Origin of the sequence: Nitriliruptor sp. (assembly GCF_040882075.1) — a bacterium.
In the GTDB taxonomy this organism is placed as follows: Bacteria; Actinomycetota; Nitriliruptoria; order Nitriliruptorales; family Nitriliruptoraceae; genus Nitriliruptor.
The window spans coordinates 1-15,462 of record NZ_JBBEBZ010000158.1 but is presented as its reverse complement, the minus strand read 5'-3'; the positions used below and the strand labels follow the sequence as shown (position 1 = coordinate 15,462).

The 15,462-nt window shown below is 73.2% G+C and carries 16 protein-coding genes and 2 pseudogenes; 13 read left to right on the top strand and 5 right to left on the bottom strand.

Annotation, left to right across the window (positions count from 1 at the left end; translation table 11 throughout):
* On the top strand, positions 1–911 hold a 911-nt coding region (locus tag WEB03_RS09615; RefSeq protein WP_368070733.1), incomplete at its 5' end, for an isomerizing glutamine--fructose-6-phosphate transaminase.
* A 254-nt stretch (positions 912–1,165) separates the two neighbouring features.
* Here the strand turns inward: WEB03_RS09615 and WEB03_RS09610 are convergent.
* The 3 genes and pseudogenes from WEB03_RS09610 to WEB03_RS09600 form a co-directional block, all read right to left on the bottom strand.
* The gene (locus tag WEB03_RS09610) at positions 1,166–1,297 is read right to left on the bottom strand and encodes a hypothetical protein (protein WP_368070734.1); all 132 of its coding nucleotides are present in this window, start codon (positions 1,295–1,297) and stop codon (positions 1,166–1,168) included.
* 127 nt (positions 1,298–1,424) lie between these two features.
* Positions 1,425–1,559 (bottom strand): annotated as a pseudogene (locus WEB03_RS09605) (VapC toxin family PIN domain ribonuclease); the annotation flags it as partial.
* Positions 1,560–1,594: 35 nt separating this feature from the next.
* On the bottom strand, positions 1,595–1,840 hold the full coding sequence (locus WEB03_RS09600) for a hypothetical protein (protein WP_368070732.1): 246 nt from the start codon (positions 1,838–1,840) through the stop codon (positions 1,595–1,597).
* Between the two features lie 335 nt (positions 1,841–2,175).
* Here WEB03_RS09600 and WEB03_RS09595 point away from each other — a divergent pair, with 335 nt between their 5' ends.
* The 12 genes from WEB03_RS09595 to WEB03_RS09540 all read left to right on the top strand — a co-directional run bounded on the left by WEB03_RS09595 (position 2,176) and on the right by WEB03_RS09540 (position 14,015).
* A complete protein-coding gene (locus WEB03_RS09595) occupies positions 2,176–3,738 on the top strand; it encodes an NAD(P)H-hydrate dehydratase (protein ID WP_368070731.1) in 1,563 nt (520 codons plus the stop codon).
* Positions 3,739–3,917: 179 nt separating this feature from the next.
* Positions 3,918–5,036, top strand: coding sequence for an alanine racemase (alr, locus tag WEB03_RS09590; protein ID WP_368070730.1), 1,119 nt, complete (start codon positions 3,918–3,920; stop codon positions 5,034–5,036).
* A 25-nt stretch (positions 5,037–5,061) separates the two neighbouring features.
* The gene (locus WEB03_RS09585; RefSeq protein ID WP_368070729.1) at positions 5,062–6,003 is read left to right on the top strand and encodes a P1 family peptidase; all 942 of its coding nucleotides are present in this window, start codon (positions 5,062–5,064) and stop codon (positions 6,001–6,003) included.
* 167 nt (positions 6,004–6,170) lie between these two features.
* Complete coding sequence (locus WEB03_RS09580) at positions 6,171–6,695, top strand: hypothetical protein (protein ID WP_368070728.1); 525 nt, start codon at positions 6,171–6,173, stop codon at positions 6,693–6,695.
* A complete protein-coding gene (locus tag WEB03_RS09575; protein WP_368070727.1) occupies positions 6,692–7,627 on the top strand; it encodes an HTTM domain-containing protein in 936 nt (311 codons plus the stop codon). Before WEB03_RS09580 ends, WEB03_RS09575 begins: the two co-directional genes overlap by 4 nt.
* Before the next feature lie 850 nt (positions 7,628–8,477).
* Positions 8,478–9,335 carry an EB domain-containing protein gene (locus WEB03_RS09570; RefSeq protein WP_368070726.1) on the top strand — a complete coding sequence of 286 codons (858 nt, stop codon included), beginning with the start codon at positions 8,478–8,480 and terminating at the stop codon, positions 9,333–9,335.
* A gap of 311 nt (positions 9,336–9,646) precedes the next feature.
* Positions 9,647–10,351: a uracil-DNA glycosylase gene (locus WEB03_RS09565; protein WP_368070725.1), complete on the top strand. Its 705-nt coding sequence runs from the start codon at positions 9,647–9,649 to the stop codon at positions 10,349–10,351.
* 44 nt (positions 10,352–10,395) lie between these two features.
* On the top strand, positions 10,396–11,007 hold the full coding sequence (tsaE, locus tag WEB03_RS09560) for a tRNA (adenosine(37)-N6)-threonylcarbamoyltransferase complex ATPase subunit type 1 TsaE (RefSeq protein ID WP_368070724.1): 612 nt from the start codon (positions 10,396–10,398) through the stop codon (positions 11,005–11,007).
* The gene (gene tsaB / locus WEB03_RS09555; RefSeq protein WP_368070723.1) at positions 11,007–11,714 is read left to right on the top strand and encodes a tRNA (adenosine(37)-N6)-threonylcarbamoyltransferase complex dimerization subunit type 1 TsaB; all 708 of its coding nucleotides are present in this window, start codon (positions 11,007–11,009) and stop codon (positions 11,712–11,714) included. The genes tsaE and tsaB overlap by 1 nt, the downstream gene beginning before the upstream one ends.
* The gene (locus WEB03_RS09550) at positions 11,711–12,169 is read left to right on the top strand and encodes a GNAT family N-acetyltransferase (protein ID WP_368070722.1); all 459 of its coding nucleotides are present in this window, start codon (positions 11,711–11,713) and stop codon (positions 12,167–12,169) included. Before tsaB ends, WEB03_RS09550 begins: the two co-directional genes overlap by 4 nt.
* Positions 12,148–13,173, top strand: a complete 1,026-nt coding sequence (gene tsaD, locus WEB03_RS09545) for a tRNA (adenosine(37)-N6)-threonylcarbamoyltransferase complex transferase subunit TsaD (protein ID WP_368070721.1) — start codon at positions 12,148–12,150, stop codon at positions 13,171–13,173. Before WEB03_RS09550 ends, tsaD begins: the two co-directional genes overlap by 22 nt.
* Positions 13,170–14,015 carry a GNAT family N-acetyltransferase gene (locus tag WEB03_RS09540; protein ID WP_368070720.1) on the top strand — a complete coding sequence of 282 codons (846 nt, stop codon included), beginning with the start codon at positions 13,170–13,172 and terminating at the stop codon, positions 14,013–14,015. Before tsaD ends, WEB03_RS09540 begins: the two co-directional genes overlap by 4 nt.
* A 48-nt stretch (positions 14,016–14,063) precedes the next feature.
* On the opposite strand, the gene WEB03_RS09535 is transcribed toward WEB03_RS09540, so the two are convergent.
* The gene (locus WEB03_RS09535; RefSeq protein ID WP_368070719.1) at positions 14,064–14,546 is read right to left on the bottom strand and encodes a helix-turn-helix domain-containing protein; all 483 of its coding nucleotides are present in this window, start codon (positions 14,544–14,546) and stop codon (positions 14,064–14,066) included.
* 315 nt (positions 14,547–14,861) lie between these two features.
* Positions 14,862–15,462 (bottom strand): annotated as a pseudogene (locus WEB03_RS09530) (hypothetical protein); the annotation flags it as partial.

Here is a 15,462-nt window from a genome sequence, read left to right as displayed (position 1 = left end):
TGGTCGGCAAGCTCGCCATCGAGCACTGGGCGGGCATCCCGGTCGAGGTCGAGGTGGCCAGCGAGTTCCGCTACCGCGATCCGATCCTGTCCGAGCACACCCTGGTGATCGCCATCTCCCAGTCGGGCGAGACCAGCGACACGATCGCTGCGGCCACCCACGCCCGGAACCAGCGCGCCCCCGTCATCTCGCTGGTGAACGTGGTGGGCTCGACCCTGGCGCGTGAGGCCGACGGGGTGCTCTACACCCACGCCGGCCCCGAGGTCGCCGTCGCCTCCACCAAGGCGTTCACGACCCAGATCGTCGGGTGCCTGCTGCTCGGGCTCTACCTCGCCCAACTGCGCGGCCGGATGTACGGCTCGGAGATCTCCGACATCCTCGAGCGGCTCCAACGCATCCCCGCCGCGCTCGACCAGGTCCTCGAGCTCGACGGGCAGATCCGCGAGCTCGCCGAGCGCTACCAGGACGTGCCGTACACGATGTTCATCGGCCGGCACGCGGGGCTGCCGATCGCGTACGAGGGCGCGCTCAAGCTCAAGGAGATCAGCTACCTCCACGCCGAAGCGTTCCCCGCCGGCGAGATGAAGCACGGGCCGATCGCGCTGATCGAGGAGGGTTCGCTGGTGATCGCGCTGGCGCCCGCCGGGCACGTCTTCGGCAAGATGGTGTCCAACATCCAGGAGGTCCGGGCCCGTGGCGCCTCGGTGCTGGCGATCGGGACCGAGGGGACGGTCGAGGAGCTGAAGGCGCACGCCGACGACGTGCTGACCCTCCCCGAAGCGCCCCACGAGCTGGCTGGGCCGGTCCTGTCGGTCGTGCCGCTGCAGCTGTTCAGCTACCACGTGGCCACGGCCCGCGGTGAGGACGTCGACCAGCCCCGCAACCTCGCCAAGACCGTCACCGTCGAGTGAGGTCGCGGCCACCCGCTGCCCCCGCTGCCCCGCTGACCTACCGGTAGCTCGCACCGCCTACCGGTAGACCGTGAGGGGCAGCTGTGCCCCCGCTGGCCTACCGGTAGACGTTGGCTCGGCCTACCGGTAGACGGTGAGGGGCTTCCGTGCCCCCGCTGGCCTACCGGTAGACGTTGGCTCGGCCTACCGGTAGACGGTGAGGGGCTTCCGTGCCCCCGCTGGCCTACCGGTAGACGGCGGCGGGGCGAGGCTCGTCACGGACGCAACGGGTCGAACCAGCGGAGCTCCTGGAACCGGGCGAAGCCTGCGTCGGTGGTGGCCAGGCGGAGGCCGTGCTCGAGGGCCAACGCGGCCAGGTGCAGGTCCGGTACGTCGTTCGGGCGCAGGGTCGTCTTCCCGAGGAGGCCGGCGATCGTGGCCCGGTGCCGCCTCGTGGGGGACGGGTGTCCAGGCGGTGCTCGCCGTCAGCCACGCCTCGACCTGTGACCAGGCGTCGGCGACCGGTTCGGGATCGCTGAAGACCCTCGGGTTGGACACCAGACGCACGAAGGCGAGCAGGCTCGGCCAGGGGAGGCCGACGCGCTCGGAGCCACCGAGTTCCTCCTCGAGCCAGCCGCGAGCGGCCTCGTGCTGCGGGAAGGACGACACGTGGGCGTAGACGAGGAGGTTGGCGTCGACCAGGATCACCGGTGCGCGTCACCTTCGGCGAGTGTGAGCGCGTCGCTGATGTCGTCGAGGTCCGACAACCGCGGTGTCCCGAGCCGACGAGGCGTGGTGTACGGCCCTCCTGGGGAGCTGTCCGCGTCATCGCCGACCAGCCCCGCGCGGAGCAGGTCGTTGACCAGCTGCTTGAAGGGCCGCTGGTCACGGTCGCGCAGCTGTTCGAGCCGCGCGGCGACGTCCGGGTCGAGCGTGATGGTGGTCCGCATAGCATCAGAGCGTAGGTTCGGTGATGCGTTGATGCAACACCCTGTGGCCGACCGCCGCCGGGGGACCGTCGCCTACCGGTAGACGTTGAGGGGCCCCCTTGCCCCCGCTGGTCTACCGGTAGACGCGGGTTCGGCTTACCGGTAGACGCGGGTTCGGCTTACCGGTAGACGCGGGTTCGGCTTACCGGTAGACGTTGAGGGGCACCGATGCCCCTGCTGGCCTACCGGTAGACGTTGGCTCGGCCAACCGGTCGACGAGGTTGTGCGGGGCGGGACACCGTGGTCGGCGCGGGGTGCGGCAGTACCCTCGGGCCGCTCGAGTGGTCAGGAGCTGCGTGCCGTCCGTACCCCTTCCGTCGGCGGTGCCGTTGTACGACGCGGCTGCGGCACGGCGAGGTGACGAGGCAGCGGTCGCGGCGGGTGACACCTGGCTCGAGCTCATGGAGCGGGCCGCCGGGCACCTCGCGCGGGGGGTCCTCGGGCTGGCCGGGCGTGGGTACGGCCTGCGGGTGGCGGTGCTCGTCGGCAAGGGCGACAACGGTGGTGACGGGTGGACCGCCGCCCCCCGGCTGACCGCCGCCGGGGCCCAGGTCCGGATCGTGGCCGTGGATGGGCTCGAGGTCGAGACCTCCGACGCCACGACCGCGGGCCGGACCGCCTGGCTGCGTTCGGTCGGACGCACCTCGGTGGGGACGGGTGACCTCGATGCCGTCCTCGGGTGGTGCGACGTGGCCGTCGACTGTCTGCTCGGCACCGGTGCGCACGGTGCTCCCCGGGGGCCCGCGGCCGAGGGTGCCGCTGCGCTCCGGCGGGCCGCCGATCGAGGCACGCCCGTGGTTGCCTGCGACGTGCCGTCCGGGGTGTCGGCCGACGACGGCGCCGCGGGGGAGGGGGCGGTGCGTGCCGACCTCACCGTCACGTTCGGGGCCCGCAAGCGCGGCCTGCTTCTGCACCCGGGGGCCGCCCACGTCGGCCGCGTCGTGGTCGGCGACCTCGGGCCGCGCTACGACCCCGGTCCCACCTCGTGGTGGGCGCTGACGCCCGAGGGTGCCCGGCCGCCCGAACTGGCGGTGGACGCCGACAAGCGTGCTCGCGGTGTGGTCCTGGCGGTCGCGGGTGCGGTCGGCACCTCCGGCGCGGCGAGCCTGACCGCCACCGGAGCGCTCCGAGCCGGCGCGGGCCTGGTCACCGTCGCCGTCCCCGAGTCGGTCCGAGCCGAGGTGGCAGCACGCACCGACGCGGGGGTGATGGTCCGCGGTCTGCCGGCCTCCGACGACGGCGAGGTGGCTGGTGCCGAGGGTCTGCCGGACCTCGACGGGGTGGACGTGGTCGTGGCCGGCCCCGGTCTCGGCCACGGACCGGGGGCGCCGGCGCTGGTCGCCGAGCTCCGATCGCGGGCGCCGCGGCTGGTCCTCGATGCGGACGCGCTGAACGTCCACCGCGACGATCCAGAGGCGCTGGCGGAGCACGCCGGAGAGCTCGTCCTGACCCCCCACGAACGCGAGCTGGCCCGCATCGGTGCAGGTCAGGACGGTCCTGACGCGTGGGCATCGCGCGTCGAGCGCGTCCCCGAGCTGGCCGCCCGCTACCGCGCCACCGTCGTGGCCAAGGGCCCGGGAACGATCGTCGCGGCACCGGACGGGAGGGTCTGGGTCTGCCCGGAGGGCGGCCCCGCGCTCGGCAGCGGCGGGACCGGCGACGCGCTCGCCGGGATCGTCGCCGCCGCCATCGCCAGGGCCGACGACGTCCCCTTGGCGACGGCACGGGCCGTGTGGTGGCACGCTGCCGCCGGCCGACGCTGCGGAGCCGACCGTGCCGGCCGCGCGACGGCGACCGACCTGCTCGCCGCGCTGCCCTCCGTCCTCGGCGACCTCGACCTGCGGAGGTGGCCGACGTGACCGGCCGGACCCCACCGCCCACCGGCGCGCCGGACCGGCGCAGCAGCACGGCGGACCGGCGCAGCAGCACGGCGGACCGTCGCAGCAGCACGGCGGACCGCCGCAGCAGCACGGCGGACCGTCGCACCGGCTCGGCGCAGCCTCGTGGCGGCTCGACGACCTCGGCCGGGGGAGCGACCGTGCGCCCGTCGTCGATCGTGGTCGACCTCGATGCCGTGCGTCACAACGTCCGCACCCTGGGTGCCGCCGCCGACAGCGAGGTGTGCGCGGTCGTCAAGGCGGACGCCTACGGCCACGGCGCCGTCCCGGTGGCGCGGGCGGCGCTGGATGCCGGCGCCACGTGGCTCGGGGTCGCGCTGGTCGAGGAAGGTCGCGACCTGCGAGCGGCCGGGATCGGCGCGCCCGTCCTGCTGCTGTCCGAACCCCCGGTCGATGCCGTCGGCGAACTGCTCGACCAGCGGCTGACCCCGACCGTCTACCGGCCCGAGCTCCTGACGGCGCTCGACGCGGCGGCTGGCGAGCGCGGGACGACGGCGGCGGTGCACGTCAAGGCCGACACCGGGATGGGTCGGGTCGGGGTCCGTCCCGAGGGGTGGGAGGCCGTCCTGCGGCAGGCCCGCGACGCGGCCCACCTCGAGGTCGAGGGCCTGATGACCCACCTGGCCTGCGCGGACGAACCCGAGAGCGACACCACAGCGCAGCAGCTGGCCAGCTTCGACCGCTTCCTCGCCCTGGCGACCGAGCTCGGTGTGGAACCGAGGTGGATCCACGCGGCCAACACCGCCGCGACCCTGCTGCACCCGGGGGCGCACCGCGGCCTGGTGCGGCCCGGCATCGGCATCTACGGGCTGTCGCCGGACCTCGCCGTCGACGCGGCCGATCACGACCTTCGACCCGCGTTGTCCCTGGTCAGCGAGGTCACGTACGTCAAACACGTCCCCGCCGGCACCCCCATCTCCTACGGCCACCGCTTCGCCGCACCCGCCGATGGCTGGGTCGCGACGGCGCCGATCGGGTACGCCGACGGTGTCCCGAGGCGCCTCACCGGGGTCGGCGAGGTGCTCCTCGGCGGCCAGCGGCGCCCGATGGCGGGCACGGTGACCATGGACCAGATCCTGGTCTGGTGCGCCGACGACGAGCCGTCCGTCGGCGACGAGGTGGTGCTCCTCGGCCAGCAGGGTGACGAACGCATCCGCGTCGAGGACTGGGCAGCGCACCTCGGGACCATCACCTACGAGCTCACCTCGCAGCTGACGGCGCGGGTCCCGCGCACGTACGTCGGGGCCCCTGCGACGTAGGCTCGCCGGCGTCGGGAGGGTCGCTGTGGCGCTGGGAGTCGAGGGTGTCCGGGTCGGCACCTGGACCGCTCCGTCCGGGGTGTCGGGGTGCACGGTCGTGCTGCCACCGGAGGGCACCCTCGGTGCCGTCGCGGTGCGCGGTTCGGCGCCCGGGACCCGGGAGGCCGCCGCGCTCGGCATCCACGGCAAGCTCACGGTGTGCCACGCGGTCGTGCTCTCCGGCGGATCGGCCTTCGGGCTGGCCACCGCTGACGGGGTGATGCGTTGGCTCGAGGCCCAGGGCATCGGCTACCCCGTCGGTGAGGCGGTGGTCCCCATCGTCGGCGCTGCCATCGTGCTGGACGGCGCGATCTTCGACCCGGATTCGCGGCCCGGTTCCGCCGCTGGCGAGGCCGCCTGCCTGGCCGCGAACGTCGAGGACCCGGGGGAGGGGCCGGTCGGCGTCGGGGCCGGCTGCACGGTCGCCAAGGTCAGCGGGCTCGACCGTGGCCGACCCAGCGGGCAGGGGATCGCGGTCCGGCGGGCTGGAGGGGTCACGGTCGGCGCGATCGTGGCCAACAACGCCGTCGGCGAGGTGATGGCCGAGGACGGGACCTGGATCGCACGCAGCGACGCGCCCGAGGACGAGCCGCGCTACCCGTTCGGTGGGCAGCACTTCGCCGGTCAGGGGTCCGGTGGTCCGACCAGCAACACCGTCATCGGGGTCATCGTCACGGACGCGAAGCTCGACAAGCGCGAGGCCCACCGGGTCGCCGACCTGGGCCACTCCGGCACGGCCCGGGCGATCCGGCCCGCCCACACCGAGGCCGATGGCGACGCGCTGTTCTGCCTGGCGACCGGCCGCGTCGAAGCCAGTGTGGACCTCGTGGCCGCGCTCGCTGCCGACGCGGTGGCCGAGGCGGCCCGTCGTGGCCCGTTGGTCGCCGCCGAGGCCCGCCGTGCCCGCGAGGGAGGCGGCAGGCCGTGAACGGGGGGACGCCACCCGACGCGCCCGACCAGGCTCCTCGTCCCGAGACCGAGCACGAGACCACTGGTCGGACCATTGCCGACGCGGTCCCCGCTGCCTCGCGACCGGGCTCATCACCGTGGCGCGCCCCCTGGTCCTCGCGGCCGGTCCTGGCCTGGAACCCGGTGGTGCGCCGCCTCCTCGATGTGGTGGCGGTGCTGCTGATCGGGTCGATGTTCGTGTCGAGCCTGCCGTCCTCCGAGCTCCGCGAGCGGCTGCGGACCATCGAGCGGCCGATCACCGACGTGACCGGCCTCAGCCAGAACTGGGCGCTGTTCGCCCCGACGCCGCGGAGCACCACGCTCCGGCTACGGGCTGAGATCGAACGCGCCGACGGGTCGGTCTCCGAGTGGACCCCGCCCGTCGGCGACCGCTACCTCGGCGTCTACCGCACCTACCGCTGGCGCAAGTGGGCCAACAACGTGGTCGACCGGGACGCCTCGAGGCTGCACCGGGGCGCGATCACCCACCTGCGGGCCCGGTTCGAGGACCCGGACGCGCCGCCGATCACCGAGGTACGGCTGTACCGCGACACCTACCGGCAACCGCGCCCCGGGTCCGGGCTGCCAGCCGATCGTGATCCGCCGTACGAGCACGAGCTGCTGCTGCGGTCGGTCACCGCGGCGGCCGACGGCGGGGAGGGACGCGGGTGAGCGCCGTCTCCGGTCCCGCTGAGGCCGCGATCGAGGCGGAGCCCGCTCGCCGGCCGAGCGCGTGGGACCGGTTCTGGTACGAGCCGCGGTCGGTGGCGCCGTTGGCGCTGCTGCGTATCGTCCTCGGGCTGATCATCACCGTGTGGGGCCTGTCCCTGCTCCCGGACGCTCGGGCGTTCCTCGGCGTCGACGCGGTGTTCCCGCAGGTCACACCGGTCCGGCTGCGGTGGAGCCTGTTCCAGCTCTGGGGCACGGACGCCGCCGCGATCACGGTCGTCGCGCTGCTGATCCCGGCCGGTCTGGCCGTCGCGGTCGGGCTCTGGACGCGGGTCGCGACCGTCCTCAGCTTCGTGCTGCTGCTGTCCATCGGGCGTCGCGACCCGTACATGATGAACTCCGGTGACGCCCTGCTGCGCCACGCGACGCTGCTGCTGGCCCTGACCCCGGCGGGGGCGGCGTTGTCGGTCGATCGGTGGCGGCGCCACCCGGACCGAGCGTGGGAGATCCCGCACGCCGCACCCTGGGGCCTGCGGCTGCTCCAGCTACAGCTCGTGTTCGTCTACCTGTTCAGCTCGTTCGAGAAGCTCCGCGGCGTGCCGTGGCTGGACGGGACGGCCCTCGCCGATGCCTGGCGCATCACCGACCTGGCCCGCTTCGGGATCCCGCTGCCGGTCTACGACTCGCTGCTGATGACCAACGTGCTGACGTACTCGACGCTGGTGATCGAGGTGGCGCTCGCGACCCTGATCTGGAACCGGCGGGCGCGGCCGTACGTGTTGATCGCCGGGGTGTTCCTGCACCTCGGGATCGAGGCGACGATGGCCGTCGGGTTCTTCTCCACCGTGGCGGTGACACTCTACCTGGCCTTCGTCCCGGCGGAGACCTTCGAGCGCTGGATCGAGGTAGCGAGGGAGCGCCTGGTCCGCCGCTGAGCACGTCGAGCGCCTCTGATCCCTGACCCTCTACCTCAGCTAGACCACAGCTAGACCCGTCCGGAGAGCGGTTCGGAACGGATCTGGTCCTCCAAAGCGTGCTCGGGCCGGATGAGCGGGGCGCGGTGTACGCGCGCGCTGTCGGGTCCAGTGGTGCAGGGAGGCCGCCCCCACGGACGGGGGTACCAGGGACTTCGATCCCGGTGATGGCGGGACGTTCTCGTGGGCCAGGGGGGACTCCCGTCGTCTGCGGGCTCCTGGAGGCCCACGGGCCGTGATGGCGGCATTGCTCAGGGTGACGGTGCGTCGTTCTATGGGTCGTAGCTCCAGTTGAGAAGCCAGCGGGGCGGGCAACAGAACCGGGGACGCATGGACCTCTGGACCGACACGGTCGCCCGGGTGAGGTGAGGAGCCCACCCAGGTCTAGAGCGAGCGAGTGGCGAGACCGACCCTGGACCGACGACAGAGATGTCGCGGCCCCCCGAGGGTCGTGACTCGCTACCGAAGAGGTCCTTCATGCGAACTACGACGAAGGGGTCCGCCTCCAGGGCGGCCCCACCAAGAGGGCTACGACTCCTCGGGGTGGTCTTCACCACCTTCCTACTGATGCTCGGGCTCATCTCACCCGCAGCTGCGGACAACCACGGTTCAGACGACCCGACTCCGGGCGAGTGTGAAGAACTCTCGTACGAGTTCAAGAAGGTCACCACGACCGACTGGCTCCGCGACGCCCCCGACGACCGAGACTGGGTGGTCCGAGATCGTCCCGATCGATGGCTGCGAAGCCGGTGGCGAGACGGACTTCTGTGACCCGAGCCAGCGGCCGGCGGGGCAGTCGATCAAGGAGTGGTTGGACGCCAACGACTTCGACGGTGCTGACTGCTTCGAGATCGAGCGGACCAACCAGTGCGGCAGCTTCCACGCTGTCGTGAACGGGCCCGAGGGTCTGACCTACGAGATGGTCTACCTGGAGGGTGCTGATCAGCCCACGTCGTTGGAGTGGGAGGAGCTGCCTGCGGTGTTCGCTGAGGACCACAACGATGGTTCGATGGATATCACCATCTACCTCGTCGGTCCGGAGAGCGACTACCTGACCGGTACGGGTCTGCCCAACTTCTGGGACGACAACGGTGAGACCGTCACCATCGACACCGACTGCATCCAGACCGGTGGCGTCGTCGAGTGCCCTCCGGGCACGACGCTCCGAAACGGTGTCTGCGTCCCGCCGGTCGTCTGTCCGACTGGGACGACGTTCGTGGACGGTGTCTGCGTCATCGACACCACCGTCGGCGGCGTCGACGTCACGAACCCCGACGACCCCGACACCGACAACGGTGTCGATGACGTCGATCAGGTCGTGGTCATCGAAGACGGTGACACCGACGACGGAACCGTCGTTCGCGGTGTCGTGACCGAACAGGTCCCGACCACCGTCGCGCAGCGCGCTGCTGTCCAGCAGCAGCTGCCCCGGACCGGTCCCTCCATGCTGACCCTGCTGGTCACGGCCCTCATGGCGCTGGCCTTCGGTGGCAGCCTCCTCCGCACCTCCTCGGCGAAGCCGGCTGCCTCTGCAGCTGGTCGGTCGCCGTGGACCGCGCTGACCTCGCCACAGCACCAGGCGACGCAGGTCAACGGCACAGACTCGACGATCCGTTCGGCTGAAGCAGGCCGGACGAGGTCGACGAGGCCGTGGACGCACGGCGCGTAGCACTTCGGTCGCGAGTGGTGGGGGGGGGGGGGGGGCTTGGGGGCCCCCCCCACTGCTGCTCCCGGACCACCGCTCCCGCCCCCCGCTTCCCCGCTCCCCGCTCCCCGGTCCACCGGCACCACGCCAGGCCCGGACCGCGCGGTCTCCGGGACGCGTGCGCGCTCACCGGCTGCGGATTGGGGGGCGGCCATATGGCCGCCCTACCGTCCGCCAACAGGGAGCTGACGACACGGGGTCGCCGGCCGTGGGACGTGCGGGAACGTCTCCACGGCGGATGGTGCCTCCAGAGGACCTTGGCGAGAGGACCCGGTGTGACCAGCTTCGGACCCCCCCTGACCAGCACGGATACCGATCGGCATCCCGCGGCGGTCCCTCCGGTGACGGCCGGGCTCCCGCCGCTCCGCACCCTGCGTGAACTCGATCGTCGCATCGACGGCTGCCGCGCCTGTGGGCTCCACCGAGGTCGCGGGCGCCCCGTCACCTCCGAGGGGCCGGTCGACGCCGACCTGATGATCGTCGGCGACGTCCCGCGCCGTCACGAGGACCTCCAGGGGCGCCCCTTCGCCGGCGCGGCCGCCAACGTCCTCGACAACGCCATGCTCGACGCCGGGGTCCTGCGGACCGACGTGCACCTGACCTCGGTGGTCCGCTGCCGCCCCGAGGACGACCGGGCCCCCACGGCGACCGAGATCGCCACCTGCATGCCCCACCTGCTCGCCCAGGTCGAACTCGTCGAACCTCGCGTGATCGTCGCCCTCGGTGCGACCGCGACCGCGGTCCTGCTCGGCCGTCGCGTCCCCATCGAGCGCGTCGCCGGGTACCGTCTCGACGTCCTCCAGGGGATCACCCTGGTGCCGACCTACCACCCGACCGACGTGGTGCGGGGCGTGCCGAAGGCCGCCCGCTCGCTCCAGCGCGACCTCGCGGTGGCCAAGGCGGTGCTCGACGGGCGGCTGCGCACCGGCGCCGAGACCCTGGCGGACCTGCGGTCGCGTCGTGAGGTCGGAGCGGTCTGATCTCCGGGCGACACTGGTCACGTCGGTCGAGCCTCGGAGGTGGGATGGGCACGGTCCGCGAGTTCCGCCTGCGCACCACCGGGCCGGAGGGCACCCGCGCCGTCGCTGCGGCCGTCGCCCGCCACCTCGAACCCGGCGACGTCGTCGCCCTGTCGGGTGAGCTCGGAGCCGGCAAGACCTGCTTCGTCCAGGGCGCCGCGGCCGAACTCGGCGTCGAGCGGACCGTCACCTCGCCGACGTTCGTGCTGGTCAGGCAGTACGCCGGCCGGCTGCCGATCGTCCACTGCGACGTCTACCGGCTCGACCGGCTCGGCGACCTGCTCGAGCTCGGTGACGAGGTGCTCGCCCCCGACGTGGTGACCTTCATCGAGTGGGGTGACGCGGTCGCGACCCTCCTGCCCGCGGATCGCTGGGACATCGACCTGCGCGCCCCCGCGCCCGATGGGGCCGACGGGACCGATGGGACCGATGGGACCGATGGCCAGGGGTCTGACCAGTCTTCGCCCGGCGGTTCCGATGTGGACGAGGACGTCCCGGAGGGCGCGGACCGGTCCATCGTGGTTCGCCTCGCGGGCCGGACCGCGGAGCGGGTCGCCGCCGTCGCCGCCGAGTTCGATGCGGATCCGACCGTCACGGTCGACGGAGGGGAACGCTGATGCTGGTGCTCGCGATCGAATCGTCGACCTCCCGCTCGTCGGTGGCGCTCGTGGACGGCGAACGGGTGCTGAGCTCGGCATCCCTCGGCCTGCCCCGCCGTCACGGCGAGTTCCTCGCCCCCGCGTTGCGCTTCTGCCTCGACCAGGCCGGCACGCAGGTGGACAGGATCAACGGGGTCGCGGTCGGGATCGGCCCCGGCCTCTACACGGGCCTCCGCGTCGGGCTGGCGACCGCCCAGACGTTCGCGGCCGCCCTTGAGCTGCCGACGGTCGGCGTCAGCGGGCTCGACGTGCTCGCCTTCCGCGCCCGCCACACGCGCCGCGTCATCTGCGCCGCCATCGACGCCCGCCGCGGCGAGCTGTTCTGGGCGCTCTACCGACCCTCTCCCGGCGGGGTCCAACTCATCGGCGAGCACCGGCTCGGCACCTCCGAAGCCCTCGCCGCCGAGCTCGAGTCGCTCGGCGAGCCGTGCCTGGTCGTCGGCGACGCCCCGCTCGGTTGCCGCGAGACCCTCGACCGGGTGGCCGACGTGGCTGCCCCGAGCTGGCCGGACGCGTCGGACCTCGCCGAGCTGGCCCACCCGCGGTTCATCCGGGAGGAGACCGTCCGGCCCGACCAGCTCCGTCCGCTGTACCTGCGCCACCCGGACGCGGCGATCGGTTGGCAGGCCCGCGGCCGGCTGCAGGGCGGCGAGGCCGCCGGATGAGCGTGACGATCCATCTCGCCACGGCCGACGATGCCGAGGCCATCCTCGCCCTGCCCGACCTCGGAGCCTCCACCCGTCGGCTGCTCGAGGCGGCGCTGCGGGCCGACGACCACGTCTGCCTCGTCGCCCGCGCACCGGCCGACGAGGTCGTGGCCGACCCGGGCACGGTGGTCGGGGTCGCGATCGGGCTGCTGCAGGCCGACGATGGTCACATCGCGGACGTGGCGGTCGCACCCTCACGGCGTCGGGCCGGGATCGCCTCGATGCTGCTGGCCGAGCTCCAAGCGCGGCTGCGGGACCGCGGCGCGACCGGGGCCACCCTGGAGGTCCGGCCGGGCAACGCGGCAGCCCGGTCGCTGTACCGTCAGCTCGGCTTCGTCGACGAGGGTCGTCGACCGGGCTACTACCCGGACGGTGAAGATGCCGTGCTGATGTGGCGGAGGGATCTGTCGTGATCGTGCTCGGTATCGAGACCTCCTGCGACGAGACCGCCGTCGGCATCGTCGAGGACCGCCTGACGCTGCGCGCCAACGTCATCGCCTCGCAGGTCGACCTCCACGCCCCCTACGGCGGGGTCGTGCCCGAGGTGGCGGCTCGCGCCCACCTCCAGCAGCTCCTGCCGACCATCGACCACGCGCTCGTCGAAGCTGGCGTCGGCATCTCCGACGTGGACGCCATCGCCGTGACGCACGGTCCGGGCCTGATCGGCGCGCTGCTCGTCGGTGTGGCGGCCGCCAAGGGGCTCGCGCTCGCCCACGACCTGCCGCTGATCGGGGTCAACCACCTGCGTGCCCACGTCGAGGTGGCACAGCTCGAGCACGGGGACCTCGAGTTCCCGCTCGCCGCGCTGGTGGTCTCCGGCGGGCACACCTCCATCGTGGCGGCCGACGCCGAGGGTGGCTTCCGCCAGCTCGGGGCGACCATCGACGACGCCGCGGGGGAGGCGTTCGACAAGATCGCCCGGTTCATGGGGCTCGGCTACCCCGGCGGTCCGGAGATCGACCGGCTGGCTCGGAGCGGGAACCCGAAGGCGTTCCACTTCCCCCGGGCGATGGCCAAGAACCCCGGCTACGACGTGTCGCTGTCGGGTCTGAAGACCGCCGTCGTCCGTGAGCTGAGGCGGCTCGAGGCGGCGGGGATCGAACCGAACCTCGCCGACGTCGCCGCGTCCTTCCAGGAGGCGATCGTCGACGTGCAGGTCGACAAGACGCTGGCTGCCGCCAAGGACCAGGGGCTCGAACGACTGGTGATGGCGGGGGGCGTGGCCGCCAACACGCGGCTGCGGTCGATGATGGCCGAGCGGTGCGAGCAGGTCGGCGTCCAGCTGACCGTCCCGTCGATCCCGCTGTGCACCGACAACGGCGCCATGGTGGCCGCCGCCGGATCGAACCTGTTCGCCGCTGGCCGCACCTCCGCGCTCGACCTCGCGGTCGACCCGGGCCTCCCGCTCGCTGGATGAGGCGGCGACTGCGCTGGCGCCGCGTCGGTCCAGGCGAGCTCGAGACCGTCGCGGCGCGGCTCGCGGCCTGGCCTGCACCCGCCGGTGGGGCGGCCCGCCACATGTTCGCGCTGTCGGCGATCGAGTCGTTCGGCGCGGACCCGCTGCGTCTGGCCGCGGACGACGACCGGTGGGCGATGACCGTGGTCTTCCCCGGACGGCTGGTGGTCCCGTGCGGCGACCCCGAGGCCATCGCCGAGGCCGGCCCGCCGACGCGCCGGTGGCGGCTGATGGTCGGCGACGTGGCGGCCGGTGATGCGCTGCTGGCCGGCGTCGCGGACGATCCGCAGCTGATCGTCCACGACCAGCGCTACCTCATGGTCGACGCCGACCGGGTGCCTGACGCTGCGGCGGTGCCCGACCCGGGCCTGCGCCGAGCCGAGGCGGCGGACCTGCCGAAGCTGGCTGCCCTCGCGGTCCGTCTCCACGTCGACGACCGGTTCGGGCCGCATCCGGGCCGGGTGGGGGAGCGCGGCTACCGCCAGCGGCTCGAGCAGACCGTCCGCCAGGGCCTGGTGTGGTGCGTCGGCCCGATCGGTGACCCCGTCCTCAAGCTCGAACGGTCCGTGTCGAGCCGCCGGTGGGGCGTGCAGCTGGCCGGGATCGTGGCCGATCCGCAGGTCCGGGCCGCCGGGCTCGGTCGCGCTGCGGTCGCCGCCGCGGTGCGTGGGGCGATGGTCGAGGGGCCTCGGGACCGTGCCATCTCGCTACACGTGCGGGCCGACAACCCCCCGGCGCTGGCCGCCTACGCGGCCGCGGGGTTCGTCGACCGTGAGGCCTGGCGGTTGGTCGTCCGCGGCTGAGCCTGCCGGACGGCGAGGTCAGGCGAGGTCAGGCGAGGTCAGGCGAGGTCAGGCGGTCGCGCTGAGCAGACCGTGCCCGCGGAGCTGGTCGTGGAGCGTGTCCGGCTCGACCCCGGCGGACAGCGCGATCGTGCGCACGTCGGCGTCGCGCAGGCTCAGCACGCGGCCGGCGTGGTCGCCTCGCTGGAGCTGGACGCGGCGGGCGAAACGTGCGACGGCGCCGACGGGCTCGGTGGAGCCGCCGTGGTCGGCGAGCCGGGTGAGGTCGAGCAGCAGCCCGGCGGGGCGCGCTCCACCTGGTTCCTCCGAGGCGGGGGCCGGGAGCAGGTGGGTGATCGGGACGTCGTAGAAGGTGGCCAGGGCGGCCAGCCGCTCGATGGTGACGGCGCGGTGCCCGCGCTCGTAGGCGCCGATGACGACGGCCTTCCAGCGACCGTCGGAGCGCTGCTCGACGTCGGCGAGCGACAGCCCCTGCTGCACGCGCACGCTGCGGAGACGGGCTCCGAGTTGCTGCTGGGCGTCGGGTATCACGGTTGACCTCGGGGGATCGCGCTCGTGGTGGGCGGGTGGCCGCCCTCAGGATGCCGGACCGTCGCCTGCTCGGAGGGTGGTTGGTCCGAGGTCAGGACGTGCGTCCCGGATGCGACGGAGGGACGACCTGGTGGTCGCCCCCTCCGTGGTCCCCTGCGCCCCGCGCTGAGCGGTGAGCCGGTCGTCCCGGCGGCGCCGGTGCGGTCACCCGCGGTGGGGTGGCGGCTCTGGGGCAGAGCTCGCGGCGCCGGTGGGGCCGAGACGTGGAGCGGCGGCGCCGACCGTGAGGTCGACGCCGCCGCTGGCCGTGCGGGTTCAGCTGACTCGCGAGCGTCCCGTGCGGAGGGCACCGGCACCGAAGCCGATCCCGAGGAGACCGAGCAGCAGCATCGTCGCCAGGTCGTTGCTACCGGTCATCGGCAGCTGACGCTCCTGGACGACACCTGCGACCTGGACGGCCGCCGGGACCGGTCGAACCGGGGGCGGGGTGACGGTGACGCCACCGACGCTGGTGCCAGGCACCGCCGGCGTCGTCGGACGCGGCCCCTCCGGCCCGGGGGTGTTGCCACCAGGCGTCGGCTCCGGCTCCGGCTCGTTCGTGATCGGATCCGACGGCAGCACCGCGACGTCGTCGCAGTCCTCGATGTCGGTGTAGGGCTCGCCTTCGAAGTCGGTGCCTACGGGGCAGACCTCGACGACCGGCGGCTGCTCCGGGTCGTTGCAGTCGGCGATGTTGGTGTAGGGCTCACCGGCGTTGTCGGTGTCACCCGGGCAGAGGAGCACGACCGGCGGGTTGTTGCAGGGTTCGTCGCCGACTGGCTGCCCTGCACGGGTGGTGCCTGTGGGGCACAGGTCGTCTCTGTCGTCGCAGTCGGCGATGTCGGTGTAGGTGTCGCCGGCGTTGTCGGTCCCGATC